At 61.7% G+C, this 26925-nt stretch carries 28 protein-coding genes; 13 read left to right on the forward strand and 15 right to left on the reverse strand.

The window, feature by feature from the left end:
• The first annotated feature begins 16 nt into the window (after nt 1-16).
• Together A4A58_RS04240 and trmB are read left to right on the forward strand one after the other, a co-directional pair.
• Nucleotides 17-433 (forward strand): helix-turn-helix domain-containing protein, encoded by a 417-nt coding sequence (locus tag A4A58_RS04240; RefSeq protein ID WP_068730045.1) that lies wholly within the window; start codon nt 17-19, stop codon nt 431-433.
• A gap of 78 nt (nt 434-511) precedes the next feature.
• On the forward strand, nt 512-1267 hold the full coding sequence (gene trmB, locus A4A58_RS04245) for a tRNA (guanosine(46)-N7)-methyltransferase TrmB (RefSeq protein ID WP_068730450.1): 756 nt from the start codon (nt 512-514) through the stop codon (nt 1265-1267).
• A 90-nt stretch (nt 1268-1357) separates the two neighbouring features.
• Here trmB and A4A58_RS04250 read toward each other — a convergent pair whose 3' ends face one another.
• Nucleotides 1358-2359 (reverse strand): 2-hydroxyacid dehydrogenase, encoded by a 1002-nt coding sequence (locus tag A4A58_RS04250; RefSeq protein ID WP_068730047.1) that lies wholly within the window; start codon nt 2357-2359, stop codon nt 1358-1360.
• Nucleotides 2360-2583: 224 nt separating this feature from the next.
• On the opposite strand from A4A58_RS04250, the gene A4A58_RS04255 reads away from it, so the two are divergent.
• Both A4A58_RS04255 and A4A58_RS04260 read left to right on the forward strand, forming a co-directional pair.
• Nucleotides 2584-3111: an SH3 domain-containing protein gene (locus A4A58_RS04255; RefSeq protein WP_068730049.1), complete on the forward strand. Its 528-nt coding sequence runs from the start codon at nt 2584-2586 to the stop codon at nt 3109-3111.
• A gap of 110 nt (nt 3112-3221) precedes the next feature.
• Nucleotides 3222-3905 carry an SGNH/GDSL hydrolase family protein gene (locus A4A58_RS04260; protein ID WP_244499656.1) on the forward strand — a complete coding sequence of 228 codons (684 nt, stop codon included), beginning with the start codon at nt 3222-3224 and terminating at the stop codon, nt 3903-3905.
• A 22-nt stretch (nt 3906-3927) separates the two neighbouring features.
• Here the strand turns inward: A4A58_RS04260 and irrA are convergent, their stop codons facing one another.
• A complete protein-coding gene (gene irrA, locus A4A58_RS04265) occupies nt 3928-4416 on the reverse strand; it encodes an iron response transcriptional regulator IrrA (protein ID WP_068730053.1) in 489 nt (162 codons plus the stop codon).
• 307 nt (nt 4417-4723) lie between these two features.
• Between irrA and fabA the strand changes: the two genes are divergently transcribed.
• The 3 genes from fabA (at nt 4724) to fabI (ending at nt 7383) form a co-directional block, all read left to right on the forward strand.
• Complete coding sequence (gene fabA / locus A4A58_RS04270) at nt 4724-5263, forward strand: bifunctional 3-hydroxydecanoyl-ACP dehydratase/trans-2-decenoyl-ACP isomerase (protein ID WP_210269351.1); 540 nt, start codon at nt 4724-4726, stop codon at nt 5261-5263.
• An 82-nt stretch (nt 5264-5345) separates the two neighbouring features.
• On the forward strand, nt 5346-6572 hold the full coding sequence (gene fabB / locus A4A58_RS04275; protein WP_068730055.1) for a beta-ketoacyl-ACP synthase I: 1227 nt from the start codon (nt 5346-5348) through the stop codon (nt 6570-6572).
• Between the two features lie 4 nt (nt 6573-6576).
• Nucleotides 6577-7383, forward strand: coding sequence for an enoyl-ACP reductase FabI (gene fabI / locus A4A58_RS04280; protein WP_068730452.1), 807 nt, complete (start codon nt 6577-6579; stop codon nt 7381-7383).
• Nucleotides 7384-7389: 6 nt separating this feature from the next.
• Here the strand turns inward: fabI and A4A58_RS04285 are convergent, their stop codons facing one another.
• From A4A58_RS04285 to katG, 3 genes are all read right to left on the reverse strand, one after another.
• On the reverse strand, nt 7390-7995 hold the full coding sequence (locus tag A4A58_RS04285) for a glutathione S-transferase family protein (RefSeq protein ID WP_068730057.1): 606 nt from the start codon (nt 7993-7995) through the stop codon (nt 7390-7392).
• 108 nt (nt 7996-8103) lie between these two features.
• The gene (locus A4A58_RS04290; protein ID WP_068730058.1) at nt 8104-8979 is read right to left on the reverse strand and encodes a hypothetical protein; all 876 of its coding nucleotides are present in this window, start codon (nt 8977-8979) and stop codon (nt 8104-8106) included.
• 172 nt (nt 8980-9151) lie between these two features.
• Nucleotides 9152-11329: a catalase/peroxidase HPI gene (gene katG, locus A4A58_RS04295; protein WP_068730060.1), complete on the reverse strand. Its 2178-nt coding sequence runs from the start codon at nt 11327-11329 to the stop codon at nt 9152-9154.
• Nucleotides 11330-11566: 237 nt separating this feature from the next.
• Here katG and A4A58_RS04300 point away from each other — a divergent pair, with 237 nt between their 5' ends.
• Complete coding sequence (locus A4A58_RS04300) at nt 11567-12472, forward strand: LysR substrate-binding domain-containing protein (protein ID WP_068730062.1); 906 nt, start codon at nt 11567-11569, stop codon at nt 12470-12472.
• A gap of 75 nt (nt 12473-12547) precedes the next feature.
• Here A4A58_RS04300 and A4A58_RS04305 read toward each other — a convergent pair whose 3' ends face one another.
• Together A4A58_RS04305 and A4A58_RS04310 are read right to left on the reverse strand one after the other, a co-directional pair.
• On the reverse strand, nt 12548-12919 hold the full coding sequence (locus A4A58_RS04305; protein ID WP_068730064.1) for a ComEA family DNA-binding protein: 372 nt from the start codon (nt 12917-12919) through the stop codon (nt 12548-12550).
• A 101-nt stretch (nt 12920-13020) separates the two neighbouring features.
• Nucleotides 13021-13623: an Lrp/AsnC family transcriptional regulator gene (locus A4A58_RS04310; protein WP_349509567.1), complete on the reverse strand. Its 603-nt coding sequence runs from the start codon at nt 13621-13623 to the stop codon at nt 13021-13023.
• 35 nt (nt 13624-13658) lie between these two features.
• On the opposite strand from A4A58_RS04310, the gene A4A58_RS04315 reads away from it, so the two are divergent.
• On the forward strand, nt 13659-14054 hold the full coding sequence (locus tag A4A58_RS04315; protein WP_068730067.1) for a nuclear transport factor 2 family protein: 396 nt from the start codon (nt 13659-13661) through the stop codon (nt 14052-14054).
• 3 nt (nt 14055-14057) lie between these two features.
• On the opposite strand, the gene A4A58_RS04320 is transcribed toward A4A58_RS04315, so the two are convergent.
• The 5 genes from A4A58_RS04320 to ccmA form a co-directional block, all read right to left on the reverse strand.
• On the reverse strand, nt 14058-14636 hold the full coding sequence (locus A4A58_RS04320; RefSeq protein ID WP_068730069.1) for a DsbE family thiol:disulfide interchange protein: 579 nt from the start codon (nt 14634-14636) through the stop codon (nt 14058-14060).
• Nucleotides 14633-14812 carry a heme exporter protein CcmD gene (gene ccmD / locus A4A58_RS04325; RefSeq protein WP_068730071.1) on the reverse strand — a complete coding sequence of 60 codons (180 nt, stop codon included), beginning with the start codon at nt 14810-14812 and terminating at the stop codon, nt 14633-14635. Before ccmD ends, A4A58_RS04320 begins: the two co-directional genes overlap by 4 nt.
• The gene (locus A4A58_RS04330) at nt 14812-15549 is read right to left on the reverse strand and encodes a heme ABC transporter permease (protein ID WP_068730073.1); all 738 of its coding nucleotides are present in this window, start codon (nt 15547-15549) and stop codon (nt 14812-14814) included. Before A4A58_RS04330 ends, ccmD begins: the two co-directional genes overlap by 1 nt.
• A gap of 137 nt (nt 15550-15686) precedes the next feature.
• Nucleotides 15687-16361 carry a heme exporter protein CcmB gene (gene ccmB, locus A4A58_RS04335; protein ID WP_068730075.1) on the reverse strand — a complete coding sequence of 225 codons (675 nt, stop codon included), beginning with the start codon at nt 16359-16361 and terminating at the stop codon, nt 15687-15689.
• Nucleotides 16358-16960: a heme ABC exporter ATP-binding protein CcmA gene (gene ccmA, locus A4A58_RS04340; protein WP_068730077.1), complete on the reverse strand. Its 603-nt coding sequence runs from the start codon at nt 16958-16960 to the stop codon at nt 16358-16360. Before ccmA ends, ccmB begins: the two co-directional genes overlap by 4 nt.
• Before the next feature lie 228 nt (nt 16961-17188).
• Here ccmA and acnA point away from each other — a divergent pair, with 228 nt between their 5' ends.
• The 4 genes from acnA (at nt 17189) to A4A58_RS04360 (ending at nt 22648) form a co-directional block, all read left to right on the forward strand.
• Nucleotides 17189-19909 carry an aconitate hydratase AcnA gene (gene acnA / locus A4A58_RS04345; protein ID WP_068730079.1) on the forward strand — a complete coding sequence of 907 codons (2721 nt, stop codon included), beginning with the start codon at nt 17189-17191 and terminating at the stop codon, nt 19907-19909.
• A gap of 168 nt (nt 19910-20077) precedes the next feature.
• Entirely contained in the window at nt 20078-20830 is a 753-nt protein-coding gene (locus A4A58_RS04350; protein WP_068730081.1) for a DUF1223 domain-containing protein, read from the forward strand.
• A gap of 436 nt (nt 20831-21266) precedes the next feature.
• A complete protein-coding gene (locus A4A58_RS04355) occupies nt 21267-21629 on the forward strand; it encodes a DUF2794 domain-containing protein (protein ID WP_068730083.1) in 363 nt (120 codons plus the stop codon).
• A 119-nt stretch (nt 21630-21748) separates the two neighbouring features.
• Complete coding sequence (locus tag A4A58_RS04360) at nt 21749-22648, forward strand: intradiol ring-cleavage dioxygenase (protein ID WP_204378158.1); 900 nt, start codon at nt 21749-21751, stop codon at nt 22646-22648.
• On the opposite strand, the gene A4A58_RS04365 is transcribed toward A4A58_RS04360, so the two are convergent.
• The 3 genes from A4A58_RS04365 to A4A58_RS04375 form a co-directional block, all read right to left on the reverse strand.
• Entirely contained in the window at nt 22645-23169 is a 525-nt protein-coding gene (locus tag A4A58_RS04365; protein WP_068730085.1) for a GNAT family N-acetyltransferase, read from the reverse strand. The genes A4A58_RS04360 and A4A58_RS04365 overlap by 4 nt on opposite strands.
• 83 nt (nt 23170-23252) lie before the next feature.
• Nucleotides 23253-24041: a Bax inhibitor-1/YccA family protein gene (locus A4A58_RS04370; RefSeq protein ID WP_068730087.1), complete on the reverse strand. Its 789-nt coding sequence runs from the start codon at nt 24039-24041 to the stop codon at nt 23253-23255.
• A gap of 312 nt (nt 24042-24353) precedes the next feature.
• Nucleotides 24354-26924: an ABC transporter permease gene (locus A4A58_RS04375; RefSeq protein ID WP_068730089.1), complete on the reverse strand. Its 2571-nt coding sequence runs from the start codon at nt 26922-26924 to the stop codon at nt 24354-24356.
• Nucleotide 26925 lies beyond the last annotated feature (1 nt).

Consider the following 26925-nt stretch of genomic DNA (forward strand, 5'->3'; position numbering starts at 1 on the left):
TCCAGGAGTAATTGAGATGTCGACGAAAGCGCCCAATCCTGTTGACAAATATGTCGGCAGCCGTGTGCGCATGCGGCGCATTATGCTCGGCATGAGTCAGGAAAAGCTGGGCGAAGCCCTCGGTCTGACGTTTCAACAAGTTCAGAAATACGAGAAGGGCACCAACCGCGTCGGCGCCAGCCGGCTGCAGCAGATTTCGGAAATTCTGCAGGTCCCCGTCTCGTTCCTGTTCGAAGGCGGCCCCGGCGCGATCCATAACGGCGAAGGCTTCGCTGAAGCGTCCTCGCCTGCCTATGTCTCCGACTTCCTCGCCACCTCCGAAGGCCTCGCTCTGACCCGCGCCTTCACGCGCATCACCGATGCCAAGCTCCGCCGCAGCATCGTCGACCTGGTCGAACAGATCGCTTCGCGCGAAGCTCCGGATCAGCGCTAAAATCACGGTACTTTCAACGGAAATTCGTCATCGCGCCTGATGGCGCCGATGGCGTTTCGGCTGTATCACTCGCGCGCGATGACCACAGCCAATTCCAATCATAACGATCACGATGCCCCCGCTGATGCGGGTGCGTCCACGCCTGCCGAGAGCGGCCATTACACCGGCTCGTTCTTCGGACGCCGCAAGGGCCACAAGCTGCGCGACCATCAGGCCGACCTGATGGCGACGCTGCTGCCGGCGCTCACCGTCGACATCGCACATCCAGCACCTGACAATATTCGCACGCTGTTCGGCACTGATGTCGAGACCGTGCGTCTCGAAATCGGCTTCGGCGGCGGCGAACATCTCGTCGCGGAAGCGCTGGCGCATCCACATATCGGCTTCATCGGCTGCGAGCCCTATATCAACGGCATGGCGAAGATTCTGACGCAGATCGAGGCGCAGGACATCGGCAATATCCGCCTCGTCGCCGGCGACGCCGCCGAACTTCTCACATGGGCACCGGCGCAATCGCTGTCACGCATCGACCTGATCCATCCGGATCCATGGCCGAAGAAGCGTCACTGGAAGCGCCGCTTCGTGCAGGACGCAACACTGGCTGCGATGGCGCGCGTGCTGAAGCCGTCAGGGGAATTTCGTTTCGTGCATGACATTCCGGATTACGTCGCGTGGACACTCTGGCATGTCTCGCGATCGCCGGATTTCATCTGGACCGCAAAGCGCGCCGATGATTGGCGCCTGCCATGGCCGAACTACACCATGACGCGCTACGGCCGCAAAGCCACGCGTGAGGGCCGCATCGCGGCCTATCTCATTTTCGAGAGAAGCTGATATCGCAGGCGGTAGCCCGGATGAGCGATGCGACATCCGGGGTCTGCGCCTGCCTCACCCGCGTGTCGCTGCGCTCATGCGGGCTACAGGTCACAGCATGTTCGGAAGCACACGATCCGGCGGCTTGTGATTGTCGAGGAAGGCACGGATGTTGATGATGACCTTCTCGCCCATCTCGACACGGCCCTCGATCGTCGCCGAGCCCATATGCGGCAACAATACCACCTTGCCGGCGCGCGCGAGCCGGACCAGTTTCGGACTCACCGCGGGCTCATGCTCAAACACGTCGAGCGCGGCACCGGCGATGTCGCCCGACTCGATCAGCTTGATCATCGTCTCTTCGTCGATTACCTCGCCCCGCGCGGTATTGACGATATAGGCATCCTTACGGATCAGCTTGAGACGACGTGCTGACAACAGGTGGAACGTTGCCGGCGTATGCGGACAGTTCACCGAGATGATGTCCATGCGCGCCAGCATCTGGTCGAGCGAGTCCCAATAGGTCGCACCGAGTTCTTCGGCAATCTTCGGTGCCACGGGTTTGCGGTTGTGATAGTGGATCTGTAGCCCGAAGGCGCGGGCGCGGCGCGCCACGGCCTGGCCGATACGGCCCATGCCGATGATGCCGAGCCGCTTGCCGCCGAGCCGCTTGCCCAGCATCCAGGTCGGCGACCAGCCTTGCCAGTCCTTGCCTTCGGTCAGAATCGAGGCACCCTCGATCAGCCGGCGCGGCACTGCGAGGATCATCGACATGGTCATGTCGGCGGTGTCTTCAGTGAGCACCTTCGGCGTATTGGTGACGGTGATGCCGCGGGCATGGGCCGCGACGACATCGATATTGTCGACGCCGTTGCCAAAATTGGCGATCAGCCTCAGCTTGCAGTCGGGATGCTCGAGCAGTTCCTTGGTGATTTCGTCGGTGACGGTTGGCACCAGCACATCGGCGGTGCGGGTCGCTTCAGCGAGTTGCTCGGGCGTCAGAGGCGTGTCGTCGAGATTGATGTGCGCATCGAACAGTTCGCGCATGCGGGTCTCGATCGAGTCCGGCAGCTTGCGCGTGACGATGACGAGAGGCTTTTTCTTGACCGACATGTCCTGCTCACTCGCGCTTTGGCTAATCCGTTCAGTCCGCATTAACCCGGTTGTTCGAAACTGCCGCAGCCGCGAATTCACCGTTTCCTCGGGTTCCCCGACACCCTTTTTGGTGCCTTGGCCTTCGGTCCTCTCTAGCAGAAGACCAAGCCAAAACAAGAACCCAACAGGCGCGTGCGGCGCGGCGGCACTTGCGTTCTTTGGATTGGGTTGAGGTGGGGTTGATGGCGTTCCGGCGATTTGCGTGTGCAATGTTGGCGATGGGTACTCTGATCGCAGCAGCAATCGATCCGGCACTCGCTGCCAAGGACACGCCGCTGGGCGCCAGCGGCCTGCCGGTGCCGCGCTACGTCAGCCTCAAGTCGGATCACGTTAATGTCCGCGCCGGCCCCACCAAGGACAATGATGTCGCCTGGGTCTATACTCGCTCCGGCCTGCCGGTGGAGATCACCGCCGAATACGAGAACTGGCGCCGCGTCCGTGATTCCGAGGGCGCCGAGGGCTGGGTCTATCACTCGCTGCTGTCCGGCCGCCGCACCGCGGTCGTGACCATGAAATCCAAGGACGAACTCGCCTCGATCTACGACAATCCGGATGCGACCAGCGCCGTCGCAGCGCGGTTACAGGCGGGTGTCGTGGCGCAGGTAAAGCGCTGCAACAATGGCTGGTGCCGGGTGATCGGCAACGGCTTTGATGGCTGGATCGAACAGCAACGGCTATGGGGCGTCTACGCCGACGAGAAGGTGAACTGAGGACATCCCGCATCGGGAGCTTGGCCTGCGCCGGCGCAGTGATCGCCGTTGCAGCGCTGTTATGGTCCGGCCCGGCTCGAGCGCAATCCGCCACTGAGACGTGTCTGGCTGTGGATCAGCGGCTGTCTGGTGATGCGACCCTTCCGCGCACCGTGGCTGCGCTCAAAACCGGTGGCCCGCTCAAGATCGTCGCCATGGGCTCGTCCTCGACGCTCGGCTTGTGGCAATCCAACCCCGCCAAGACCTATCCCGGCATGCTGCAGAGCGAGCTGCAACGCCTGAACCCCGGACTGCGGCTGGAGGTCATCAATAGTGGGCGGAACGCCGACACGATCCCCGGCAACATCGCGCGCTTCGACCGCGATGTGCTGGCACATCGCCCGGATCTGGTGATCTGGCAGATCGGCACCAATGACGTGACCTGGCTGCAAAGCGCAGACAGCCTGACCGGCAGGATCGTCGAGGGCATCCGCCTGCTGAAGGCTGACGGCGCCGACGTGATCCTGATGGATCAGCAATACGCGCCGGTCATTCTCGCATCGCAATATTCCAAGATGCAGGCGAGCATAGCTGACGCCGCCCGGCAGGGACGCGTCCCGCTGTTCTCGCGCTTCGAGCTGATGCGCCGTGCAGTGGACGCAGGGCTCTCCATGGGAGCACTGACGGCCTGGGACGGACTACACAATTCCGCAGCCGGCTACGAATGCACAGGACGTGCACTGGCGCGCGCGATCGTGGCGACGGCTGCAGCTGGCGAGCAAACGCCGCCGAAAACGGTTCGGCGGCGCAAATAACTTCAGAATTTGGATAAAGCCGTTAGCGCTTCTTGCGCAGACGAACGACCATGTCGATGCGGCTGATCTCGAAGCCCTCGGGGACTTCCGGCATCTTGGTCAGCACGAGGTTCTGGTCCGGAATATCGACCAGCTCGTGGTTGTTCTCGAGATAGTAGTGGTGATGCGAGGTCACGTTGGTATCGAAATAGGTCTTCGTACCATCCACGCTGACCTGACGAAGCAGGCCGGAATCCGTGAGCTGATTGAGCGTGTTGTAAACGGTCGCCAGCGACACCGGCACCTTGGCGAGAGTCGCTTCCTCGTACAGCATTTCCGCGGTGAGATGACGCGCGCCCTTGCCGAACAGCAGCCAGCCCAGCGCCATACGCTGACGGGTGGGACGCAGGCCGACCGACTGCAGCATCTCGTTGACGTCATGCCACGGGCAACCAGTCAGAGCCGGCTGACGGCCATGATTGATTTCCGCAACCGCAGCTGCGTCATCCAAAACTGAAATGCTGTCGCTCATATCCACGTCAGTAATCCTGCCGTTCACACTCAAAAAGAACACTGAATTCGGTTCTAATATAGAAAGATAGGGCCTCAGATGCAAGGTTTTCGCAACTAGGAGCCATGCATCAGAAGGGATGCTTCCGCAGTGCATCGCAACATGGTCAATAACCCGCCAAAAGCAGGCGATCCGCCGCTTTGCCGCCTCATAAGCCTATGATAGAGAGCGCCCAACCGGGGCAAGTTCCCGCGTCATTTGGAACAATTCTATATGTGGCTACTCGACCCCGGGTAGCCACCACCATCGATGGACCCAGAAAGCCGGCATGATCCAGGAACAACGCAACAGCTACGCATATGAAGACCTGCTGGCCTGTGGCCGCGGCGAGCTGTTCGGGCCAGGCAATGCCCAATTGCCCCTGCCGCCCATGCTGATGTTCGATCGTATCACCGAGATTACGGCTGACGGCGGCGAATTCGGCAAGGGTCTCGTGCGCGCTGAACTCGACGTCAATTCGGACCTCTGGTTCTTCGCATGCCATTTCAAGGGCGATCCGGTGATGCCGGGCTGCCTCGGCCTCGATGCCATGTGGCAGATGGTCGGGTTCTTTCTCGGCTGGTCGGGCGGCATCGGCCCCGGTCGCGCGCTCGGACTCAGCGAGCTGAAGTTTTCCGGCCAGGTTCTCCCGAACGTCAAAAAGGTCGTGTACACCATCGATATCAAGCGCGTGATGCGTTCAAAATTGTGGTTGGGGATCGCCGACGGCTCGCTTTCGGCCGATGGCGAGATTATCTATCGCGCCAAGGACCTGAAGGTCGGCCTGTTCAAGCAGGAAGCACCTGCCGCATTGCAGCCGGGAACGTGATCTACCGGGTGCCATTCAACGGCGGTCTCCGAGGGGGCGACCGCCAGTTCCACAACAACGTAATTCAAAGGGCGAGGCGATCATGAGGCGGGTTGTCGTCACGGGGATGGGCATTGTCTCATCTATCGGAAACAACACTCAGGAAGTGCTTGCGAGCCTCCATGAGGCAAAGTCGGGCATCACGCGCGCCGACAAATACGCAGAGCTCGGTTTCCGTTCGCAGGTGCAGGGCGCACCGACCATCAATCCGGCCGATGTGATCGACCGCCGTGCGATGCGCTTCCTCGGCGAAGGCGCCGCATGGAATCACATCGCCATGGAGCAGGCGATCCAGGACTCCGGCCTCGAAGAGTCTGATATCTCCAACGAACGCACCGGCATCATCATGGGCTCGGGCGGGCCTTCCGCACGCACCATCGTCGAAGCCGCGGACATCACGCGAACGAAGGGTCCTAAGCGCGTTGGCCCATTCGCAGTGCCGAAGGCGATGTCCTCGACGGCCTCCGCGACGCTCGCGACCTGGTTCAAGATCAAGGGCGTGAACTATTCAATCTCGTCGGCTTGCGCGACCTCGAACCATTGCATCGGCAATGCCTATGAGATGATCCAGTGGGGCAAGCAGGATGTCGTCTTCGCCGGCGGCTGCGAGGAACTCGACTGGTCACTCTCGGTGTTGTTCGACGCCATGGGTGCGATGTCATCGAAGTATAACGACACACCCTCCACCGCTTCGCGTCCCTATGACGTCAGCCGCGACGGCTTCGTCATCGCCGGCGGCGCCGGCGTTGTCGTCGTCGAAGAACTCGAGCACGCGAAAGCACGCGGCGCCAAGATCTACGGCGAAATCATCGGCTACGGCGCCACTTCGGACGGCTACGACATGGTCGCTCCGTCGGGTGAAGGCGCAGAGCGCTGCATGAAGATGGCGCTGGCCACCACCGGCGGCATCAAGATCGACTACATCAACCCGCATGCGACCTCGACGCCCGCCGGCGATCCACCCGAAATGCAGGCGATCCGCAATGTGTTCGGCACCGGCGAGAAGTGCCCGCCGATTTCGGCGACCAAGGCCCTCACCGGCCACTCGCTCGGCGCCACCGGCGTACAGGAAGCAATCTACTCGCTGCTGATGATGCAGAACGGGTTTATCTGCGAGAGCGGCAACATCACCGAACTGGATCCGGTGTTCGCGGACATGCCGATCGTGCGCAAGCGCATCGACAATGTGAAGGTCGGCACCGTGCTGTCGAATTCCTTCGGCTTCGGCGGCACCAACGCCACGCTGGTCTTCAAGCGGATGGATGCATAACGCGATGCCATCACTGATGCAGGGCAAGCGCGGACTGATCATGGGCGTCGCCAATGATCATTCAATCGCGTGGGGAATCGCCAAGGCACTGCATGCGCAGGGCGCCGAACTGGCTTTCACCTATCAGGGCGACGCGCTCGGCAAGCGCGTCAAACCGCTGGCAGAATCGCTCAATGCGGATCTGATCCTGCCCTGCGACGTCGAGGACATCGCCAGCGTCGATGCGACCTTTGCGGCGATCAAGGAAAAATGGGGCGGGCTGGATTTCCTGGTCCACGCCATCGGCTTCTCCGACAAGAACGAACTCAAGGGCCGCTACGCCGACACCACGCGCGCCAATTTCTCGCGCACCATGGTAATCTCCTGCTTCTCCTTCACCGAAGTCGCCAAACGCGCCTCGGAAATTATGAAGCCTGGCAGCGCAATGATCACGCTGACTTTCGGCGGATCGACCCGCGTGATGCCGAACTACAATGTGATGGGTGTCGCCAAGGCTGCGCTCGAAGCCTCGGTGCGCTATCTCGCATCTGACTTCGGCCGCCAGGGCATCCGCGTCAATGCGGTGTCTGCCGGGCCTGTACGTACACTGGCCGGCTCGGGCATCGGCGATTCCCGTGCGATGTTCGCATTCCAGCAGAAACATTCGCCTCTCGGCCGCGGCGTGACACTGGAAGAACTCGGCGGCACTGCACTGTATCTGTTGTCGGATCTTTCCGGCGGCGTGACCGGTGAAACGCATTTTGTCGACTCCGGCTACAACATCATCTCGATGCCGCATCCGGATGCGCTGAAAGCAGACGCAGGCGAGTAATTCGCCTTACGTCTTTTCCCCCGACGCAAATTCCATCGCACGCTGGAAGGCCGGACGCGCGGAACAACGATCAAGGTAGCGCTCGAAAGCCGGGCGCGACGGCACCATTTTGAAATTACGCACGGCAAAGTTCAGTCCTGAACCGATGGCGATATCGGCAGCGGAGAATTGCGCGCCGAGAATCCATGGACCTTCATCAAGCGCGGCTTCGAGCACATCGAACACACGCTGCGCATCGCCCCAACCCGCGGCCACCGGATTCAACTCCATCTTGGTCGCGATCTGTGCGATCGCCGGTTCGATACAGCCCGGCGCAAAGAACAGCCAATAGAGATACTTCGCGCGATGCGAGTCGCCGAGCTCAGGCGCCAGCTTCGCATCGGGATAACGCTCGGCCACGTAAGCGCAGATCGCCGCGGCCTCGGCCATCGTAGCATCGCCATCCTGCAGGGCCGGAACCTTGCCCATCGGATTGACGGCGAGGAATTCCAGCGTGCGCTGCGCGCCGATGGTGATGTCGGTGAGCACGCGCTCATAGGCAACGCCGGTCTCTTCCATCAGCCACAATGCAGTAAAGGAGCGCGAACGTGGCGACCAGTAGAGTTTCATCATCGCAAATTCTCCCTCGGTAGAATTATTTGCCTTTTGTGCGCAGATTCGAGGAAGGGTGCAAGATGGAGAGTGCGAAATCGTGAGCGGCTGCCTGCCGCAAAGTCCGCCTCATTCCTTGAACAATGCTAGCAAGGAATAGTCGAGAGTTTCCGCCAGCAAGTTGCGCGCTTCGTCGCGCAACTTCGCATTGGTGGCCACGTCCGACAGCGCCATTGGAAACGATGCATTGTCGATTTCGCGGAGCCCGCGCTGTCCTGAAAAAGAACTGGTCACTATCGATTCCAACGAAAACGACGGCTTGCGTATGGCGAAGCTTTGTCCGTCAAATATTCTTACTTGGGCGTTGGTGACGAGATATGTACGCCTAACGAGGTCCCCGATTCCCTGACTGACAATGCTCACGCCCCTGACCGCCTGATTGGTCCCGCGAAAAGTGCCATCATACTTGGTGACGACAACGTAGTGCTCGCAGTTGGAGCTCCCCACAATCCGTCGCACAATCGCGGTCAAATCGTCCTCGGGCCGGCGAAAAAGTCCGGCCGGTGGATTCTCGAACGGTGCGAAGCTATCTTTAGCGTAGGCAATGCGCCTCACGCCAACTCCTAAGCCGGCCGCCGCGCGAACTTTGGCGACGACGAGATCATCGAGGCCCCAACTGTCGATCGGTGTTTCGGCGTATTCATTGCCGAAGATGGTGAGTCCGATTTTCTTCACGCCGAGTTTGTCGCCAACCACGGGAATGACGCCGAAGTGGCAAGGCCCGCTGTTCCCCTGCTCCGATGGCTTCGCTGCGGCCTTGGCTTTCGATGCCGGCTTTTTAGCGACGGACTTAGTCGCGGATATTGTTGCAGGCGTCGCTGCGGTCACCGGAGTTGACTGGACTTGCGCTGGCTGTGCCCACGCCGGCGCTGCGAGGCAGGACAAAACAAGCGATACGGCAAAGACCCGAACCATGAAAACTCCGAGGACGATGAGCTGTTGCATCGAGACGGTCCGCGAACGCGAGCCCGACGCGATGGGACCGCCGTCAGCGTAGAAGGGGCACGGGATTGAGGCAATGCCTCGATACCACAGTCAGCAAAGCGGTGAAACTTGCCCATAGAAAAAGCCCCCGCGACGATGTCGCGAGGGCTTCGGCTTTACGGTCAGGTAGTTATCACACCAGATCGAAGCGATCAGCATTCATGACCTTGGTCCAGGCCGCCACGAAATCCCTGGCGAACTTCTGCTTGGCGTCGGCGCTTGCATAGACTTCCGCGAAGGCACGCAGCTGCGAGTGCGAACCGAAGACCAGATCGGCGCGTGTACCGGTCCACTTGACCTCGCCGTTCTTGCGATCACGTCCCTCGTACACGTTGTTCGAGCCATCGACCGCCTTCCACTCCGTGCTCATGTCGAGCAGGTTGACGAAGAAGTCGTTGGTCAGAGTCTCGGGCGTCTTGGTGAAGACACCACGCACGGACTGCCCGGAATTCGCACCGAGTACCCGCAGGCCGCCAACGAGAACCGTCATTTCCGGAGCAGTCAGCGTCAGCAATTGCGCGCGATCCACCAAGGATACTTCAGCCGGTACGGCAGACGTGCCCTTGAGGTAGTTACGGAAGCCGTCCGCGACCGGTTCCATCACCTCGAAGGATTCCGCATCGGTTTGTGTCTGTGAGGCGTCGGCGCGTCCCGGAGAGAACGGAACGGTCACATCCAGGCCAGCATCCTTCGCGGCTTTCTCGACCGCCGCGCTGCCGCCGAGGACAATCAGGTCGGCAAGCGAAACCTGCTTGTCACCGGATTGCGCCGCGTTGAACTCCTTCCGGACTCCATCGAGCGTCTGCAGCACCTTGGCTAACTGAGCCGGCTGGTTGACCTCCCAGTCCTTCTGGGGGGCCAGACGGATGCGCGCGCCGTTGGCACCGCCACGCTTGTCGCCGCCACGGAAGGTGCAGGCCGAAGCCCAGGCCGTGCTGACCAATTCGGACACGGTCAGCCCCGAGGCCAGCAGCTTGGCCTTGAGCACAGAGACGTCGGTGTCGTCGATCAACGGATAGTCAACCGCAGGGATCGGATCCTGCCAGATCAACTCTTCCTTGGGCACTTCCGGACCGAGATAACGCACGCGCGGCCCCATATCGCGGTGGGTCAGCTTGAACCAGGCGCGGGCGAAAGCTTCGGCGAAGGCCTGCGGATTCTGCAGGAAGCGGCGTGAGATTTTCTCATAGGCCGGGTCCAGACGCAGGGATAGATCCGTCGTCAGCATGGTCGGCTTGTGCTTCTTCGATGGATCGTGCGCATCGGGGATGACGGGCTCGGCGTCCTTGGCTTCCCACTGGATGGCCCCACCGGGGCTGCGGGTCTGTCCCCATTCATACTTGAACAGGTTCTCGAAGAAGAAGTTGCTCCACTGCGCCGGCGTCTGCGTCCAGGTGACCTCAATGCCGCTACCAACGGCGTCCGCACCGGATCCAGTACCGTAGTTGCTCGCCCAACCCAGACCCTGCGCTTCCAGGCCGGCAGCTTCAGGCTCGGGACCCTTGTGGGACTCAGGCGCAGCGCCATGGGTCTTGCCGAAGGTGTGACCGCCGGCGATCAGCGCCACGGTTTCCTCGTCGTTCATAGCCATGCGCTTGAAGGTCTCGCGGATGAAGCTGGCGGCCGCAACCGGATCACCACTGGCACCCGGACCTTCCGGATTCACATAGATCAGGCCCATTTCCGTGGCACTGAGCGGAGCTTCGAATTTGTCGAGCGACCGGTGGGACAGCCACGTGGATTCGGGACCCCAATTCACGTCCTGATCAGGCTCCCAGACGTCCGCACGACCGGCAGCGAAACCGAAAGTGCGAAAACCCATGGTTTCCAGCGCCACGTTGCCGGTCAGGATCAGCAGGTCGGCCCACGAGATCTTGTTGCCGTATTTCTGCTTGATCGACCACAGGAGGCGGCGTGACTTGTCGATGTTGACGTTGTCCGGCCAGGAATTGAGCGGAGCGAAACGCTGCTGACCGCGACCGCCACCGCCGCGGCCATCGCTTAGCCGGTAGGTGCCGGCGGCGTGCCACGACATGCGGATGAACTGCGGACCGTAATGTCCGAAATCAGCCGGCCACCAGTCTTGCGAATCCGTCATCAGCTTGCGCAGGTCGTTTTTCAACGCCTCGTAATCGAGCTTCTTGAATTCCTCGGCGTAGTTGAACGCATCGCCCATCGGATCGGACAGCGACGAGTGCTGATGGAGAATCGACAGGTCTAGCTTGTTCGGCCACCAGTCACGATTGGCCCGGGCAGCGGGGGCATGCGCAACGGGGCACTTGCCGGCGCCATTCTCATTCGTCGTGTCCATCAGTCTCTCCTTCTGGCTGTTTGGAATATGAGCCGTCCCAGGCAACACTGACACGCCGGATCGCCACCAAAAACCCGCTCAAATCTTCCAAAAGCTGTCTAATTTCAATTATCTGCCGAATTCCTCGGCAAGCCTGGCGCTCACCCTAGTCGGATTTCGTGACGAGAGATTGGAAGAATTCTTAGATCAGGTCCAGTCGAATTGTCTTCGCCCCTCGATCAGTTTATCTGATGATCCATGATCACGCTCCGCCAGCTCCGCTATCTCGCCGCGCTCGCCAAACACGGCCATTTCGGCCGCGCGGCCGAAGCCTGCAACGTCACCCAGCCTGCGCTGTCGATGCAGATACGCGATCTCGAACGGACGCTGGGCGTCAAGGTGGTGGAGCGCCGGCCTGGCGAGGTGATGCTGACCGATGTCGGGCGCGAAGTGGCGCGGCGCGGCGAGGACGTGCTGGCGGCCTCGCGCGACCTGGTGGACTTTGCGCGGCATCGCGGCGGACTCCTGACCGGGCGGCTGACGCTCGGCGTGATCCCGTCGCTGGCGCCGTATCTGCTGCCGCGGATCCTGCCGGTGCTGCAAAAGCAATTTCCGGAATTGCGGCTGGAGCTGCGCGAGACGCAGACCAAGCAACTGGTCGACGATATCAAGTCAGGCGCACTCGATGCCGCGATGCTGGCGCTGCCGCTTGGCGAGCCCGAGATCGACACGGCCAAGCTGTTCGACGACCTGTTCCTGCTCGCGGTGCCGGCAGACGATCCCCGCCCCGCCGACAAACGCATCAAGGCGCTGGAGATTGACCAGAGTCGATTGATCTTGCTGGAAGACGGCCACTGCCTGCGCGATCAGGCGCTGGCGTTCTGCGCCACTGCAGCGCGCGGCCATCAGTCCGGCGGCAACGGCATGGCCTTCGCCGCATCCAGCCTCTCTACGGTGATGCAGATGGTCGCCAGCGGCTATGGCGTGACATTGATCCCGCAGATCGCCGCCGACGTCGAACAACGCGACCAGCGCGTCAAATTCCTGCGGTTGGAAAATCCGCAGCCCGGGCGCACCATCGGCCTCGCCTTTCGCCGGACCTCGCCGCGCAAGGCGGACTTCGCCGCATTGGGCGATGTGGTGAAGGATAGCGTTATCGGCTGATCGATATGGGCCGCAAAAGAAAACGCACCGGCGCGGCTGCGCCGGTGCGTTTCCAGACGAGTGAAGCGATCGCGCCTAGCTCTTCTGCTTGGCGATGACCTTGTCCTTGATGCCGTCATAGGTCTTCTCGGGCACGATCTTCTTCTGCACAAGTTCGTCCTTGCCCTTATACGGACGGCCTTTGACGATGGCCGCCGAATAGGCCTTGCCGATGCCGGGCAGAGCCTCGAGCGCCTCGACACTCGCCGAGTTGAGATCAAGCAGTTCAACCTTCGGTGCCGGGGCCATCTTCGATTCGCTGGCAGGCGCCATCTTGGATGTGGCGGCCGGAGCCATCTTGCCGGCGGGAGCAGCAGGCTGCGGCGACTGCGCCATCGACGGCGCGGATGCGAGCAGACCCAGAGTGAGAGCGGCAGCGGTCAAAGTAGCAAATTTGAAATGGCGCATCGTGGTGTCCCTCCAAGGACGGTTAAGTAACGCCATCAAGCTAGCTGCGGATTCATGGCGCCGCCATGGCGCGAAAATGAACCGCAGATAAAAGCTGAAGTTTATTTCGCGCGTATTTCGGGAGCGACCGGTTTCAAGTGTTCGAGCGGGAGCGGAGCGCCCGCCTTCAGCGTTTGAATCGCGATATTGCTCCGCACCTCACGCACGATCGGCAGGTTGAGAAGCTTGCCGACAAGGAAACGTTGATAGTCAGCCAGTTCAGGCACGACCACTTCAAGAAAGTAGTCGGACTCGCCGGACACGAGATGGCATGCGACCACCTCGGGCATCTCCACGACGGCTTTCTCGAACGCGATCGCACGCTTGTTGGCATGCCCATCGATCTTCACACCGACGAAGGCCGTAAATCCCAGTCCAACGCGCTCACGCCGCAACGCCGCACGGTATCCATCGATGTATCCCGTTCGCTCCAGGTTCTTGACCCGCCGCAAGCAGGGCGACGGCGACAAGCCGACCCGATCGGCCAGCTCGATGTTGCTCAACCGACCGTCGGCCTGAAGCGCCGTGATAATTCGGCGATCAATATCGTCCAAATCGATTTTTGCCATGATCCACCAATCTGAGGTAAATAAAGGATCATTCGTTGCGCAGGAGCGCTCGATATTAGCCAAGTTCGCAAGGACATGCGCAGGGTCAAGTGTCATCGTCGGACTCACTCTCCCAACGAAAGAGCATCCCGATGCCCGACCGACTGATAACACAATCACTGCTCGATGCCGTCGAATGCTACTTCGACCTGATGTTCGACAACGACGTCTCGCATTTCGATCAGGTATTTGCCGGAAGTGCACAACTACATGGACTGCGCGACGGCAGCCTGCGTCTGCTGCCGGCCGCGGACTACAAGGCGATGCTGGCCTCCACACCATCGCCAAAGTGCAAGAGCGCGCCACGCGAACAGGAGGTGTTGCTGATAGATTTCGCCGCGCCTACCCAGGCGCTGGTCAAGGTTGTCGTCCGGATCGATACGCTCTGGTATTGCGACTACCTGTCCTATCATCGCATCGGCGATGCCTGGCTGGTGACCGCGAAGTCGTTTCATGTTGCCCGGCGACTCGAGGCGGCGGATCAATAGACGTCAGGACCCTGCCTGCAGCGCCTTGTCGATCTCGACTTTCAGCACGCGCTCGTAATTTTCCTGCGTGATGCCGCCGACCATCTTGTAGGCGATGCGGCCGTCGCGGCCGACGATGAAGGTTTCGGGCACGCCATAGACGCCCCATTCGATCGCCGCACGGCCGTTGCCGTCGACGCCAACGATGCCGAACGGATTGCCGTAACGGCCGAGAAAGCGGCGCGCGTTGTCCGGTGCATCCTTGTAGTTGATGCCGACCAGTTGCAGCCGCTTGTCCTTGCCGAGCTCGGTCAACAGCGGTGCCTCCTCGTGGCATGGCACACACCATGATGCCCAGACATTGACGAGACTGACCTTGCCCTTGAAGGCTGCGGGATCGAGGCCCGGCACCGGCGCACCGCTATCGGTGAGGCCTTCCAGCGCCGACAATGTCGTCTGTGGCGCGGCGCGGCCGATCAATGCAGAGGGCAATTTCGCAGGGTCGGCGCCGAGCCGAAACCAGAACAGCGCCGCCAGCGCGGCAAAGATCAGCAGAGGCAGTGCCAGCATCCAGCGGCGCTTCGGAGTGGCTTGCGCGGTCATGTGAGATCCGTCGCGCCACGCCCCGAACGTCGCGCCACGCCGGAGGATTCCAACTCATGCAGCCGTGCGCGGACGCGGCGATGATCGATCGCGATCCACACGATGAGGATCAGCACCACCGCTGCGACCAGCGCATAGGATGTGACGATGAAGGATGCGTAGGGACCAAGCGCCATCACGGGAGTGCCACCGGCTTTGAGGCCTGCAACATCTGCAGCGTGCGCAAACGGCGCCGCAGGATCTCGTTACGCATCGCGGCGAGATGCAGCGTGATGAACAGCAGCGAGAACGCCACGGCCATCACCAGCAGCGGGATCAGAAACGACTTGTCGAGCGACGAGCCGCCCATCTTCATCACCGACGCCGGCTGATGCAGCGTATTCCACCAATCGACCGAGAACTTGATGATCGGAATATTGATGGCACCGACCAGCGTCAGCACCGCCGCGGCGCGCGCCGCCCGCGACGGGTCTTCAACCGCACGCCACAGCGCGATCAGGCCGAGATACATCAGAAACAGAATGAGGACCGAAGTGAGCCGCGCATCCCATTCCCAATAGGTGCCCCACATCGGCCGGCCCCACAGCGATCCCGTGACCAGCGCGAGAAAGGTGAAGGCCGCGCCGATCGGTGCCGCCGCCTTGGCTGCGACATCGGCGAGCGGATGCCGCCACACCAGCGTGCCCAGCGATGCCACGCTCATGACGCCCCAGACGAACATCGATAGCCAAGCATTCGGCACATGGATGAACATGATCTTGACGGTGGCACCCTGCTGGTAGTCATCCGGGGCCATGGCCGACTGATACAGGCCGATTGCGAGCAGAACGCCCGTCACTATCGCCAGCCACGGCAGGATGCGTGTGGCAAGCGACAGGAACCGGGTCGGATTGGCGAGTTCGGTCAGCGTCATGGCATTTCCAATAGTCGCGGCTCTGTCCGCGATCAATGCAACTTATTCTCGTTCAACACAGCTCGCGACGAGTTGACCCAAGTCAATCCACCCGGGTCAATCCAGTGTCTCAGCCTGTCGTGATTATTCCAACCGTCTCAATCCAGTCCATGCCGCAGGCTCGCCGCCGCCGCAAAAGGCCCAATCACGAGGCTCGCCAGCGATAGCGCGCAGAGAATGGAGAACGGGGTCGAGAATGTCAGCGCCCCCTGCTCGAGGATGGCGGCATTCGACGCCGCAACGCCGAAAATCAGCACCGGAATCGACAACGGCAACACCAGCACCGCCAGCAAGAGCCCACCGCGCTGCAGCGTCACCGCCAGCGCGGCTCCAATCATGCCGGTGAAGGTCAGCGCCGGCGTGCCCGCCAACAGCGTCAGGGCGACCGCCAACGTCGCCGGACCGTCGAGATTGAGCAGCAGCCCCAGCACTGGCGTCGCGACGATCAGCGGCACGCCCGCGGCCAGCCAGTGTGCGAGAGCCTTGGCGGCGCAGGCGAGTTCCAGTGGCGTCCGGCTCATCAGAATGAGATCCAGCGAGCCATCGTCGTGATCGGCGGTAAACAACCTGTCCAGCGTCAGCAGGCTCGCGAGCAGCGCCCCGAGCCATAGAATCGCCGGCCCCAGCCGTGCCAGCAGCGCCAGATCCGGCCCCAGCGCGAAAGGCATCAGCACGACAACCGTCAGAAAGAACAGCACACCGATCAGCGCCCCGCCGCCGACCCGGACGGCAATGCGGATGTCGCGTCGAATCAACGCGCCAAGGGCACTCACGCCTCGCCCCCGATGCGCAACTCCCGTGCAGGAATGCCAAGCGGGCCATGGGTCGCAGCGATAATCAGACCACCGGTGGCGAGATGATCCGTCATCAGTCCCGCGAATACCCGCTGGCTGACCAGATCGAGCGCCGCTGTCGGCTCATCGAGCAGCCAGATCGGCCGGCGGACGGTCAGCAATCGCGCGATCGACAGCCGGCGGCGCTGGCCGGCCGACAGGAAGCCCGCGGGCAGCGCCGCGGCATGGGAGAGGCCCACTGCTGCAATGCACGCGGCTGGATCGGCCGGCGGGCCACCGAGGAAGTCGGCCCAGAAGGTCAGGTTTTCCGTCACTGTCAAAGCCGGCTTCATGGCGTCGCGGTGGCCCAGATAATGGGCCTGTTCGGCGACCGTCATTTCGCCGTCACCACCCTCAAGGGTAATGGTGCCCTCAGCCGGCATCAGCAGGTCGGCGATCAGCCGCAGCAATGAGGTTTTGCCTGCTCCGTTAGGGCCAACGATCGCCACGGCCTCGCCGGCCACCGCATCGAAATCCAGCCCGGCGAAGACTTCGCGGCCACCCCGCAGGCATCTCAAATTGCGCCCCGAGAGCCGCATCTCAACCCTTCCATGACCATCTGATTTGGCTCAGAAGTCGCAGCGGCGTTGTTGCACTATTTCGCAGGGCTGCAAACGATTGTCGGTGTGGCGGCGTCTCTAGAAAGATTCTATAAGCCGGAACTTGATGCAGCACACAATCGACGTCTGCAAGCCATTCGGACTTCTCGTCGGCGGTGCTTCGGTACCTTAGCCGGGTATCGGTCAACTGAATTGGGACACCTTCACATGACCTCGCTCGATAGCTTCAAATGCCAGAAGACCCTCAAGGTTGGCGCCAAGACTTACGTTTACTACAGCCTGCCGCTAGCCGAAAAAAACGGTCTGAAGGGCATTTCGAAGCTGCCTTACTCGATGAAAGTGCTACTGGAAAACCTGCTGCGCAATGAAGACGGCCGCAGCGTCAAGAAGGAAGACATCATCGCCTTCTCGAAGTGGCTGAAGAAGCGCAAGCTTGAGCATGAAATCTCGTTCCGTCCCGCACGCGTCCTGATGCAGGACTTCACCGGCGTTCCCGCGGTGGTCGATCTCGCCGCGATGCGTAACGCGATGCAAGCGCTGAAGGGCGACCCGAAGAAGATCAACCCGCTGGTCCCGGTCGATCTCGTCATCGACCACTCGGTGATCGTCAACTTCTTCGGTGACAACAAGGCGTTCGGCAAGAACGTCGCTGAAGAGTACAAGCAGAACAAGGAACGCTACGAGTTCCTGAAGTGGGGCCAGAGCGCCTTCTCGAACTTCTCCGTGGTGCCGCCCGGCACCGGCATCTGCCACCAGGTCAATCTCGAATATCTGGCCCAGACCGTCTGGACCAAGAAGCAGAAGATGACCGTCGGCAAGAAGACCGGCACCTTCGAAGTCGCATATCCTGACACGCTGGTCGGCACCGACTCGCACACCACCATGGTCAATGGCGTCGCCGTGCTCGGCTGGGGCGTCGGCGGCATCGAGGCGGAAGCCGCGATGCTCGGACAGCCGCAGTCGATGCTGCTGCCCGATGTGGTCGGCTTCAAGCTCTCGGGCGCGCTGAAGGAAGGCGTCACTGCCACCGACCTCGTGCTCACCGTCACCCAGATGCTGCGCAAGCAGGGTGTGGTCGGCAAGTTCGTGGAATTCTACGGCCCCGGCCTCGATTATCTGTCGGTCGCCGACAAGGCCACCATCGGCAACATGGCGCCGGAATACGGCGCCACTTGCGGCTTCTTCCCGGTCGACTCCGAGACTATCGACTTCCTCAAGACCACTGGCCGCAAGGCACCGCGCGTGGCACTCGTCGCCGCCTATGCCAAGGCGCAGGGCCTGTATCGCACCGCCAAGTCGCCCGATCCGGTGTTCACCGAAACCCTGAAGCTTGATCTCGGCGATGTCGTGCCATCGATGGCCGGTCCGAAGCGCCCGGAAGGACGCGTCGCACTGCCGGCGATCGCGGAAGGCTTCTCTGCCGCGATGACCACCGAATACAAGAAGCCCGACAATCACGACCAGCGCTTCCCGGTCGAAGGCAAGAACTTCGATCTCGGCCATGGCGACGTGGTGATCGCCGCCATCACCTCCTGCACCAACACCTCGAACCCCTCGGTGCTGATCGCCGCCGGCCTGCTGGCGCGCAACGCGGTCGCCAAAGGCCTCAAGGCCAAGCCGTGGGTGAAGACCTCGTTGGCCCCCGGCTCCCAGGTCGTCGCCGAGTATCTCGCCAATTCCGGCTTGCAGCTAGACCTCGACAAGGTCGGCTTCAACCTGGTCGGATTCGGCTGCACCACCTGTATCGGCAATTCCGGCCCGCTGCCGCCCGAGATATCGAAGTCGATCAACGACAATGGCATCATCGGCGCCGCCGTGCTGTCGGGTAACCGCAACTTCGAAGGCCGCGTCTCCCCGGACGTGCAGGCGAACTATCTCGCATCACCGCCGCTGGTCGTCGTCCATGCGCTCGCCGGCACCGTCACCAGGAACCTCGCGGTCGAGCCAATTGGTGAAGGCAAGGATGGCAAGCCGGTGTTCCTGAAGGACATCTGGCCGACCAGCAAGGAAGTGAACGCCTTCATCAAGAAGTACGTCACCTCGACGATCTTCAAGAAGAAGTATGCCGACGTGTTCAAGGGTGACACCAACTGGCGCAAGATCAAGACGGTCGAGAGCGAGACCTACAAGTGGAACATGGGCTCGACCTATGTGCAGAACCCGCCCTACTTCGAAGGCATGCAGCAGCAGCCGGAGCCAATCGTCGACGTCGTCGATGCACGGATTCTCGCGCTGTTCGGCGACAAGATCACTACTGACCACATCTCGCCGGCCGGTTCGATCAAGCTGACCTCACCTGCTGGCAAGTATCTGTCGGAGCATCAGGTGCGTCCGGCCGACTTCAACCAGTACGGCACGCGCCGTGGCAACCACGAAGTCATGATGCGCGGCACCTTCGCCAACATCCGCATCAAGAACTTCATGATGCAGGGTGCTGACGGCAACGTGCCGGAAGGCGGCATGACCAAGCACTGGCCCGATGGCGAAGCGATGTCGATCTACGACGCCGCGATGAAGTACCAGGCCGAGCAGGTGCCCCTGGTCGTGTTCGGCGGCGCCGAATACGGCAACGGCTCGTCGCGCGACTGGGCGGCAAAGGGCACGCGTCTGCTCGGCGTTCGCGCGGTCATCACCGAAAGCTTCGAGCGTATTCACCGCTCCAACCTCGTCGGCATGGGCATCCTGCCGCTGACCTTCGAGAACGGTTCGTCGTGGAAGAAGCTTGGCCTCAGGGGCGATGAGAAGGTCACCATCCGCGGCCTCCAGGGCGACCTGAAACCGCGCCAGCAGCTCACCGCGGAAATCGTGTCGGCCGATGGCTCACTCCACAAGGAGACGCTGCTCTGCCGCATCGATACGCTGGACGAGCTCGAATATTACCGCAATGGCGGCATCCTGCATTACGTGCTGCGTCAGCTTGCAGCCTGACGCCCATACGTGGTGTGACGTAGTGCCTCACTGCGAAGTGAGTGGCTAGTGAACAGAAGGCGGCCTATGAAAAGGTCGCCTTCTGGCGTTTGAGGGCATGAACGTGTTAGCGACACCAATGTGCGACACCGTCTGTTATGTGTCCCACCTCGAGCGTAGCAAAACCTCATGAAATCCTTTGGCGGCATATCGCAATGGACTGGCGCTCTTGGCGTGTGCGCCGCCATTGCAGCGAGCGGTAGCGCGCTGGCCCAGCCCCGGGCCGTGGTGGAGCTCTTCACCTCGCAGGGTTGCTCGTCCTGCCCGCCTGCAGACAAGATCATCGGCGACCTCGCCAAAGACCCGTCCGTGATCGCGTTGAGTATGCCGATCGACTACTGGGATTACCTCGGCTGGAAGGATACGCTGGCCGACTCGCGTTTCAGCGCGCGGCAGAAGGCCTATTCACAGATGCGCGGCGATCGCGACGTCTACACGCCGCAAGTCGTCGTCAACGGCGCCACCCAAGTGATCGGTAGCGATGTCGATCGTATCCAGGGTGCGATCAGCGAAACCAAGAAAGGCACCGTGATGACGGTGCCGGTGTCGATGTCGATCTCCGGCAAACACGTGAACGTGTCCGTTGCTGCATCGACCAATGCGCCGGATACGGCGCATGGCGAAGTCTGGATCTGTTCCGTGTCGAAGGCCGTGCCGATCACGGTCGGGCGCGGCGAGAATCGCGGCAAGCAACTGACCTACTACAATGTCGTCCGGAACTGGCTGAAGGTCGGCGACTGGACCGGCAACGCCGCCAACTGGACGCTGCCGCTGGAGAACATCTCCAGGGATGGCGTCGATGCCGCCGTCGTTTATGTGCAAGACGGCACGCGCGACAAGCCCGGCGCGATGCGCGGCGCGGCCTATACGTCGCTGCAGTAAGTCTTCAGATTGATAACTTCGGTAGCTGCTGCGCTTATGCGTGGCATGCCTGCATCATTGTGAGTCCTCGGCGAAGACTGGATTGCTTCGTCGCTTCGCCTATCGCAATGACGCTTGATGGTCTCGCAAAAGCATCCACCAAAAAGAAAAGGACCAACTTGCGTTGGCCCAGTGGGGATTAACTTCCTGCGCAGGGTCCGATCCCAACGACCGCGGGGGGCTGGGGGCTGAGGAATCCGAGACCGGAAGAACCGGACCCGACGCAGTATCTTCTTGTCGCAATCCAGAAGGGCGTCCGATGGGCCAAAATTTGGCGGCAATAAGATTCACCTGACGTTCCCGTGACGGGAAATTTCTACCATCGGGCCTGCGGATCGACCCTTGCAGATGACCGCGGTCGGCGCGATCATGTCGGCGGTATGACAGGAGGCGCTGCATGAATGTGATTCCGGGAGATACTGAGCCCACCGAGAATCGCGCGGCGACGGGCTCTGCCGCCGCCGCGCCCGTCGTCAGTTTCAATCGCCTTGAACTCAGTCGCATCCTCAACCTGTACGGCCGTATGGTCTCCGATGGCGAGTGGCGCGATTACGCCATCGACTTCCTGCGCGAGCGCGCGGTGTTCTCGGTGTTCCGCCGCTCATCGGAAGTGCCGCTGTATCGCATCGAGAAAGACCCGCGACTGGCGCGCAAACAGGGCATGTATAGCGTGATTTCGGCGAGCGGCATGATTCTGCGCCGCGGCCACGAACTCGACCGCGTGCTCCTGGTGATCGATCGCAAGCTGGCAGTGGTCTGAGCACCAGGCCGCGCTGAGCAGATCGGGTTCCGCCAGAAACATCATCGAACAAATCCGCCGGCGATTTTGCCCAGATTCAGGTGCATCTTGCCTTCATCACTTCCGATGAAAGCATTGCCTTGACTGACTCGTCAGACCGTTTCGCATTGTCACACCGCGCAGCCGTCGCCGGCCTGTTCGCCGCTCCAGCACTGTCTCTGCGCGACGCCGCTGCGCGCACGGGTGAAAATCCCACGCCCCGCACCGCGTTCTCCTGCATCGCAACGCCGCAGGCCGTCGACGGACCGTATTACTTCGACGCCAAAATGCTGCGCGCCGATATCACCGAAAATCATCCCGGCGCGCCGCTGCAGATTCGCTTCGTGGTGATGGATGTCGCGACCTGCCAGCCGCTTGCCGGTGCCCGTGTCGATATCTGGCATGCCCGTGCCGATGGGCTGTATTCCGGTTACAACGGGCAAGGCGACGATCATGCGATCGATACGTCGGGCGGCACTTTCATGCGCGGCACGCAGACTTCTGATTCGCAAGGCGAGGTCCGGTTCCGGACAGTGTATCCCGGCTGGTACGAAGGCCGCACCACGCATATCCACTTCAAGGTCTTCACGAACGAAAAAAATGTGCTGACCGGGCAGATGTATTTCCCGGATGCGCTGAGCCAGTATCTTTATGCCAACGTCAACGCCTATGCCCGCAAGGGTCGCCGCGACACGTTCAATGCCGATGACGGCCTGGCGCTGATGGACAAGACCCATGGCGGCTTCTGCGACATCGGGGAAAAAGCCGATCACTATCTGGCGACGCTGATTCTCGGCGTCGACCGCGCAGCTCCCGTGCTGGCCAATCGCTTCGGTCTGCCCGATATGCCGCCGGGTGCACCTCCGTCCGGACGCCCGCCCGGACCGCCGCCATTCGGCATGGGACCGCCACCAGGATTGATGCCGGGCATGCGACCGCACCACCAGACCGTGACAGCCATTGTGCCCGGCGTCGCACCCAAGGATCAGAAAAACGGCTAGGGCAGCGTGCGGGCGCCGTCGCCAAGTGCGAGCTGCATCGAGACGGTGTCGAGCCAGCGGTCGAACTTGAAACCGACGTCGGGATGCACGCCGATCATCTGGAAGCCAGCTTTGCGGTGAACCGCGATGGAGCCGGCATTGGCGCTGTCGCCGATCACGGCGACCATCTGGCGGTAGCCGCGGCTCTCGCATTCGGCGATCAGCCCCGCCAGAAGTTTGCCGCCAACGCCTCGCCGTTGGGCTTTCGGATCGAGATAAATCGAATTCTCGACGGTAAAGCGATAGGCCGGTCGCGGGCGATGTGCGCTGGCATAGGCATAGCCGACAACCCGGCCTTCCAGCACAGCCACGAGATACGGATAGCCCCCGCTCACCAGCGCCTCGAAACGCCGCGTCATCTCGGCCAAATCTGGCGGGATCAGTTCGAACGTGGCCGTGCCGAACTGTACCGCCTCGTCATAGATCGCGGTGATCGCGGGCAGATCCGTCGCGACTGCGGGCCTGATTTCAATATCGGACATGGCGCTGAGACTATTTTTGCTCCACCCAAAAGAAAAGCCCCGGCCTTTCGGCCAGGGCTAAGATCTTCCTGATGTCCCGTAGCTTACTCTTTCTGTCCGAGCAGCTGCAGCAGCAGCGTGAACAGGTTGATAAAGTTCAGGTAGAGCGACAGGGCACCGGTGATCGCCGCGCGCTCGGCGATATCGCCACCCTGCGAGGCGTAACCGTAGATGTAGTCGTTCTTCAGGCGCTGGGTGTCGTAGGCGGTGAGGCCCGCGAAGATCAGCACGCCGACAACCGACACGATGAACTGCAGCATCGACGACGCGACGAAGATGTTCACGACGCTCGCGATGATGATGCCGAACAGGCCCATCAGCAGGAACGAGCCCATGCCCGTCATGTCACGCTTGGTGGTGTAGCCGTAGAGGCTCAGCGCACCGAACGAGGCCGCGGTGATGAAGAACACCCGCGTGATCGACGTGTGCGTGTACACCAGGAAGATCGACGACAGCGAGATGCCCATCAGAGCCGCGAAGGCCCAGAACATCAACTGCGCGGTAGCCGGCTTCAGCCGGTTGATACCGAACGAGATGGCGAACACCATGACCAGCGGCGCCAGGATGAACACCCACTTCAGCGGGCTCACGAACATCGCGTAGCCGAACGGCGTCAGGTAGGAGCTGCCGATCCGGGCAGCAGCGCCCGACGGGTCGGTGGTGACAGCCGCCATGTACACGCCGAGAGCAGCCAGGCCGGTGATGGCCAGACCGATCGTCATGTAGTTGTAGATGCGCAGCATGTAGGAGCGCAGTCCGGCGTCTACGGCAGCGGCATCGCGCGCGCCGGCCCGGCCGAAGGGGGAAGCATAGTTGCGGTCTAGATCCGACATGGTCGAAACCTCGATGTTGTCCGGCTGATCGCAAAGGGTTCGCGTCGCCGGTTCGAATTGTATCCCAGATATCTGCGCTTCCTGACACTAAACTCGATTTCATAAAAAATCGATGTCATCTGCGCTCGATGTCTGACCCATAGGGTATGTGGTAAACTAACACATTCGCTGCAAGCTTCCACGCGTGGCGGAATGTCGCTCCAATTTGTATTCAGGCATCCTGGTAAACTTTCAGCCTGACGCAAGCTTGGCGGTTTCGCAGCCTTTTTGCACGAATCAGCCAGCGCTTGGGCCGCTTCGTGTCAAAACAGGTCACAAATTCCGCAATACGGTGGCAGGTTTCTGATTCAGGGCTACCAGCGTACCCGCCAGACCCAGGCCCACTGTGACAATTAGCGCCGCCAGCACAACGCCTGCAGCGCTGCCAGCCTGCCAGACAAAGCTCAGCGTCATCAAACGCGTGACGATCAGCCACGCCGCCACTGAGCCGGCGATGACACCGAAGACCGCCGTCGCCAGGCCAATCATCAGATATTCGAGGGCATAGGCGCCGAGCAGCCGCGCGCGCGTGGCACCGAGAGTCTTGAGGATCACAGCGTCATACACGCGATGCCGGTGGCCAGCGGCCAGCGCGCCACCCAGCACGAGAATGGCCGACAGCAACGTCACAGCGCTGGTGCCGCGGATCGCCAGCACGAGGTTTGTGACAACCGATCCCACGGTGTCGAGCGCTTCCCGGACCCGCACAGTGGTGATCATCGGGAACGCGTCGGCCACCGCCTTGACCAGACCGGCATCCTGGGACGGATCGGACTTCGGTTCGGTCAGCGTGGCGATATGGGTATGCGGCGCGCCGCGGAAGGTATTGGGCGAGAACACCAGCACGAAATTGATACCGAGGCTCTGCCAGTCGACGGACCGCATATTGCCGATCCTGGCGGTGATATCGCGGCCCAGCACGTTGACGGTGACCTCGTCGCCGAGCTTGAGCCCGAGCCCGTCGGCCAGCTTCTTCTCGAACGACACCAGTGGCGGCCCGCTATAGTCGGGCGCCCACCATTTGCCCTCGACCAGCTTGGAGCCGCGCGGAACCTCGTTGGTGTAACTGAGGCCGCGGTCGCTCTGCAGCACCCATTCGGCATCGGATGACGGTTTGAGGTCTTCTGCCTTGACGCCGCGTGCGGCGACGATCCGACCGCGCAGCATCGGCACATCCTCGACGGTCGACTGCGGCTGCTTCTCCTTGAGAAACGCGCTGAAGCGGTCGGCATCGGTTGAGGGAATGTCGATGAAATAGAACGACGGCGCCTTTTCCGGCAGTGCCGCCATGAATTGCCGGCGTAGATTGCCGTCGATTTGGGTGACGGTCACCAGCACCGTCAGGCCAAGCCCGAGCGACATCACCACCGACGGTGTCAGCGCGCCTGGCCGGTAGATATTGGCAATGGCCAGCCGCAGCATGGTCATGCTCGGCCGCGGTAATTTGCGCGCAAAAGCCATCAATGCACCGGCGATACCGCGCAGCAGGGCGAATACCACCATCGAGGACACCACGAACACGGCAGCAACCCGCTTGTCGTAAGCGAGACCGACCACGACTGCGATCAGCAGCCCAACCACGAGTGCCATCCAGAGCATGTAGCGCAGCTTCGGCCGGTGCGATTCCGTCAGTGCCGCATCACGAAACAGCGCCGCGACCGGCACGTCGTGTACGCGCGCCAAGGGCCACAGCCCAAAAGCCAGCGCCGTCAGCAGCCCGTACAGCAACGACAGCGCCAGTTCGCCGAGATGAAGCGCCGGTACCACCGGCAGCGGCAGCAGCTTGCCGAACAGGCCCACAATAGCGAACGGCAGGGACGCACCGACCACCATGCCGATCAGCGAGCCGATCACCGCCAGCACCAGCACCTGGGTGAGGTAGATAGCGAATACGTCACGGCCGGTGGCGCCAAGCGCTTTCAACGACGCGATGACATCGCGGCGGCGATCGATATGGCTCTTCACGGCATTGGCGACGCCGACGCCGCCGACCAGCAGGGACGCGAGGCCGACCAACGTCAGGAACTGGGTGAAGCGCGTGATGGTGCGCTCGAGCTGCGGCGACGCGTTGTCGCGCGAACGGATTTCCCAGCCGGCTTGCGGCAATTGGGCCCGCGCATCGTCGGCGAGCGCCTTGGCAGCGCGATCGCCGGAAACGGCGTCCGGCAGGCGAACACGATAGATCCAGCGCACTAGGCTGCCCGGCTGCAGAAGCCGCGTGGCGCGCAGGGCATCCTCGTTGGCGAGGAAACGCGGCGCGAAACCGACACCGCCGGCGAGCTTGTCAGGCTCCGCTGAAATTTCGCTGCGAATTTGGAACGTCGCATTACCGACCGTGAGGCGGTCACCGACCTTGAGGCCTAGCCGGGCCATCAACGTCGTATCCGTCGCGGCGCCATAGGCGCCGTCACGTTCGGCAAGCAGATCGCTCATCGGCATGTCCGGCGCCAGGGTCGCCTTGCCGAGCAAGGGATAGCTACCATCGACGGCCTTGATCTCAACAAGCGCAAGATTGCCGTCCGGCGCACGCGCCATGCCGCGCAGCGTTGCGGCAACCGATACTGCACCGCGTGCGCGCAAGAAGGCGAGTTCTTCCGGCTTGGCCTCACGCTGCATCAGCGAGAATGCCACGTCGCCGCCGAGCAGCGTACGGCCTTCGCGCGCCACGCCCTCGCCGAGACTTGCCGCGACCGAGCCGACGCCGGCGATGGCCATGACGCCCAGCGCGATGCAGGCGATGAAAACGTAAAAGCCGCGCAAGCCGCTGCGCATCTCGCGGAAAGCGTAACGCAACGCCAGCGACGGGCCTCGGCTGTTAGGAATGGTCTCGGTGATGGTGGTCATC

This window comes from Tardiphaga robiniae (assembly GCF_001618955.1).
Lineage (GTDB): Bacteria > Pseudomonadota > Alphaproteobacteria > Rhizobiales > Xanthobacteraceae > Tardiphaga > Tardiphaga robiniae_A.

Coding starts and splice junctions, on each gene's coding strand:
- A4A58_RS04255 (WP_068730049.1), top strand. CDS start 2,584: ATGGCGTTCCGGCGATTTGCGTGTGCAATGTTGGCGATGGGTACTCTG.
- trmB (WP_068730450.1), top strand. CDS start 512: ATGACCACAGCCAATTCCAATCATAACGATCACGATGCCCCCGCTGAT.
- A4A58_RS04350 (WP_068730081.1), top strand. CDS start 20,078: ATGAAATCCTTTGGCGGCATATCGCAATGGACTGGCGCTCTTGGCGTG.
- A4A58_RS04370 (WP_068730087.1), bottom strand. CDS start 24,041: ATGTCGGATCTAGACCGCAACTATGCTTCCCCCTTCGGCCGGGCCGGC.
- fabI (WP_068730452.1), top strand. CDS start 6,577: ATGCCATCACTGATGCAGGGCAAGCGCGGACTGATCATGGGCGTCGCC.
- A4A58_RS04375 (WP_068730089.1), bottom strand. CDS start 26,924: ATGACCACCATCACCGAGACCATTCCTAACAGCCGAGGCCCGTCGCTG.
- katG (WP_068730060.1), bottom strand. CDS start 11,329: ATGGACACGACGAATGAGAATGGCGCCGGCAAGTGCCCCGTTGCGCAT.
- ccmA (WP_068730077.1), bottom strand. CDS start 16,960: ATGCGGCTCTCGGGGCGCAATTTGAGATGCCTGCGGGGTGGCCGCGAA.
- A4A58_RS04330 (WP_068730073.1), bottom strand. CDS start 15,549: ATGACGCTGACCGAACTCGCCAATCCGACCCGGTTCCTGTCGCTTGCC.
- A4A58_RS04355 (WP_068730083.1), top strand. CDS start 21,267: ATGAATGTGATTCCGGGAGATACTGAGCCCACCGAGAATCGCGCGGCG.
- irrA (WP_068730053.1), bottom strand. CDS start 4,416: ATGAGCGACAGCATTTCAGTTTTGGATGACGCAGCTGCGGTTGCGGAA.
- A4A58_RS04305 (WP_068730064.1), bottom strand. CDS start 12,919: ATGCGCCATTTCAAATTTGCTACTTTGACCGCTGCCGCTCTCACTCTG.
- A4A58_RS04300 (WP_068730062.1), top strand. CDS start 11,567: ATGATCACGCTCCGCCAGCTCCGCTATCTCGCCGCGCTCGCCAAACAC.
- acnA (WP_068730079.1), top strand. CDS start 17,189: ATGACCTCGCTCGATAGCTTCAAATGCCAGAAGACCCTCAAGGTTGGC.
- A4A58_RS04315 (WP_068730067.1), top strand. CDS start 13,659: ATGCCCGACCGACTGATAACACAATCACTGCTCGATGCCGTCGAATGC.
- A4A58_RS04320 (WP_068730069.1), bottom strand. CDS start 14,636: ATGACCGCGCAAGCCACTCCGAAGCGCCGCTGGATGCTGGCACTGCCT.
- fabA (WP_210269351.1), top strand. CDS start 4,724: ATGATCCAGGAACAACGCAACAGCTACGCATATGAAGACCTGCTGGCC.
- A4A58_RS04290 (WP_068730058.1), bottom strand. CDS start 8,979: ATGCAACAGCTCATCGTCCTCGGAGTTTTCATGGTTCGGGTCTTTGCC.
- A4A58_RS04365 (WP_068730085.1), bottom strand. CDS start 23,169: ATGTCCGATATTGAAATCAGGCCCGCAGTCGCGACGGATCTGCCCGCG.
- ccmD (WP_068730071.1), bottom strand. CDS start 14,812: ATGGCGCTTGGTCCCTACGCATCCTTCATCGTCACATCCTATGCGCTG.
- A4A58_RS04240 (WP_068730045.1), top strand. CDS start 17: ATGTCGACGAAAGCGCCCAATCCTGTTGACAAATATGTCGGCAGCCGT.
- A4A58_RS04285 (WP_068730057.1), bottom strand. CDS start 7,995: ATGATGAAACTCTACTGGTCGCCACGTTCGCGCTCCTTTACTGCATTG.
- fabB (WP_068730055.1), top strand. CDS start 5,346: ATGAGGCGGGTTGTCGTCACGGGGATGGGCATTGTCTCATCTATCGGA.
- A4A58_RS04250 (WP_068730047.1), bottom strand. CDS start 2,359: ATGTCGGTCAAGAAAAAGCCTCTCGTCATCGTCACGCGCAAGCTGCCG.
- A4A58_RS04310 (WP_349509567.1), bottom strand. CDS start 13,623: ATGACACTTGACCCTGCGCATGTCCTTGCGAACTTGGCTAATATCGAG.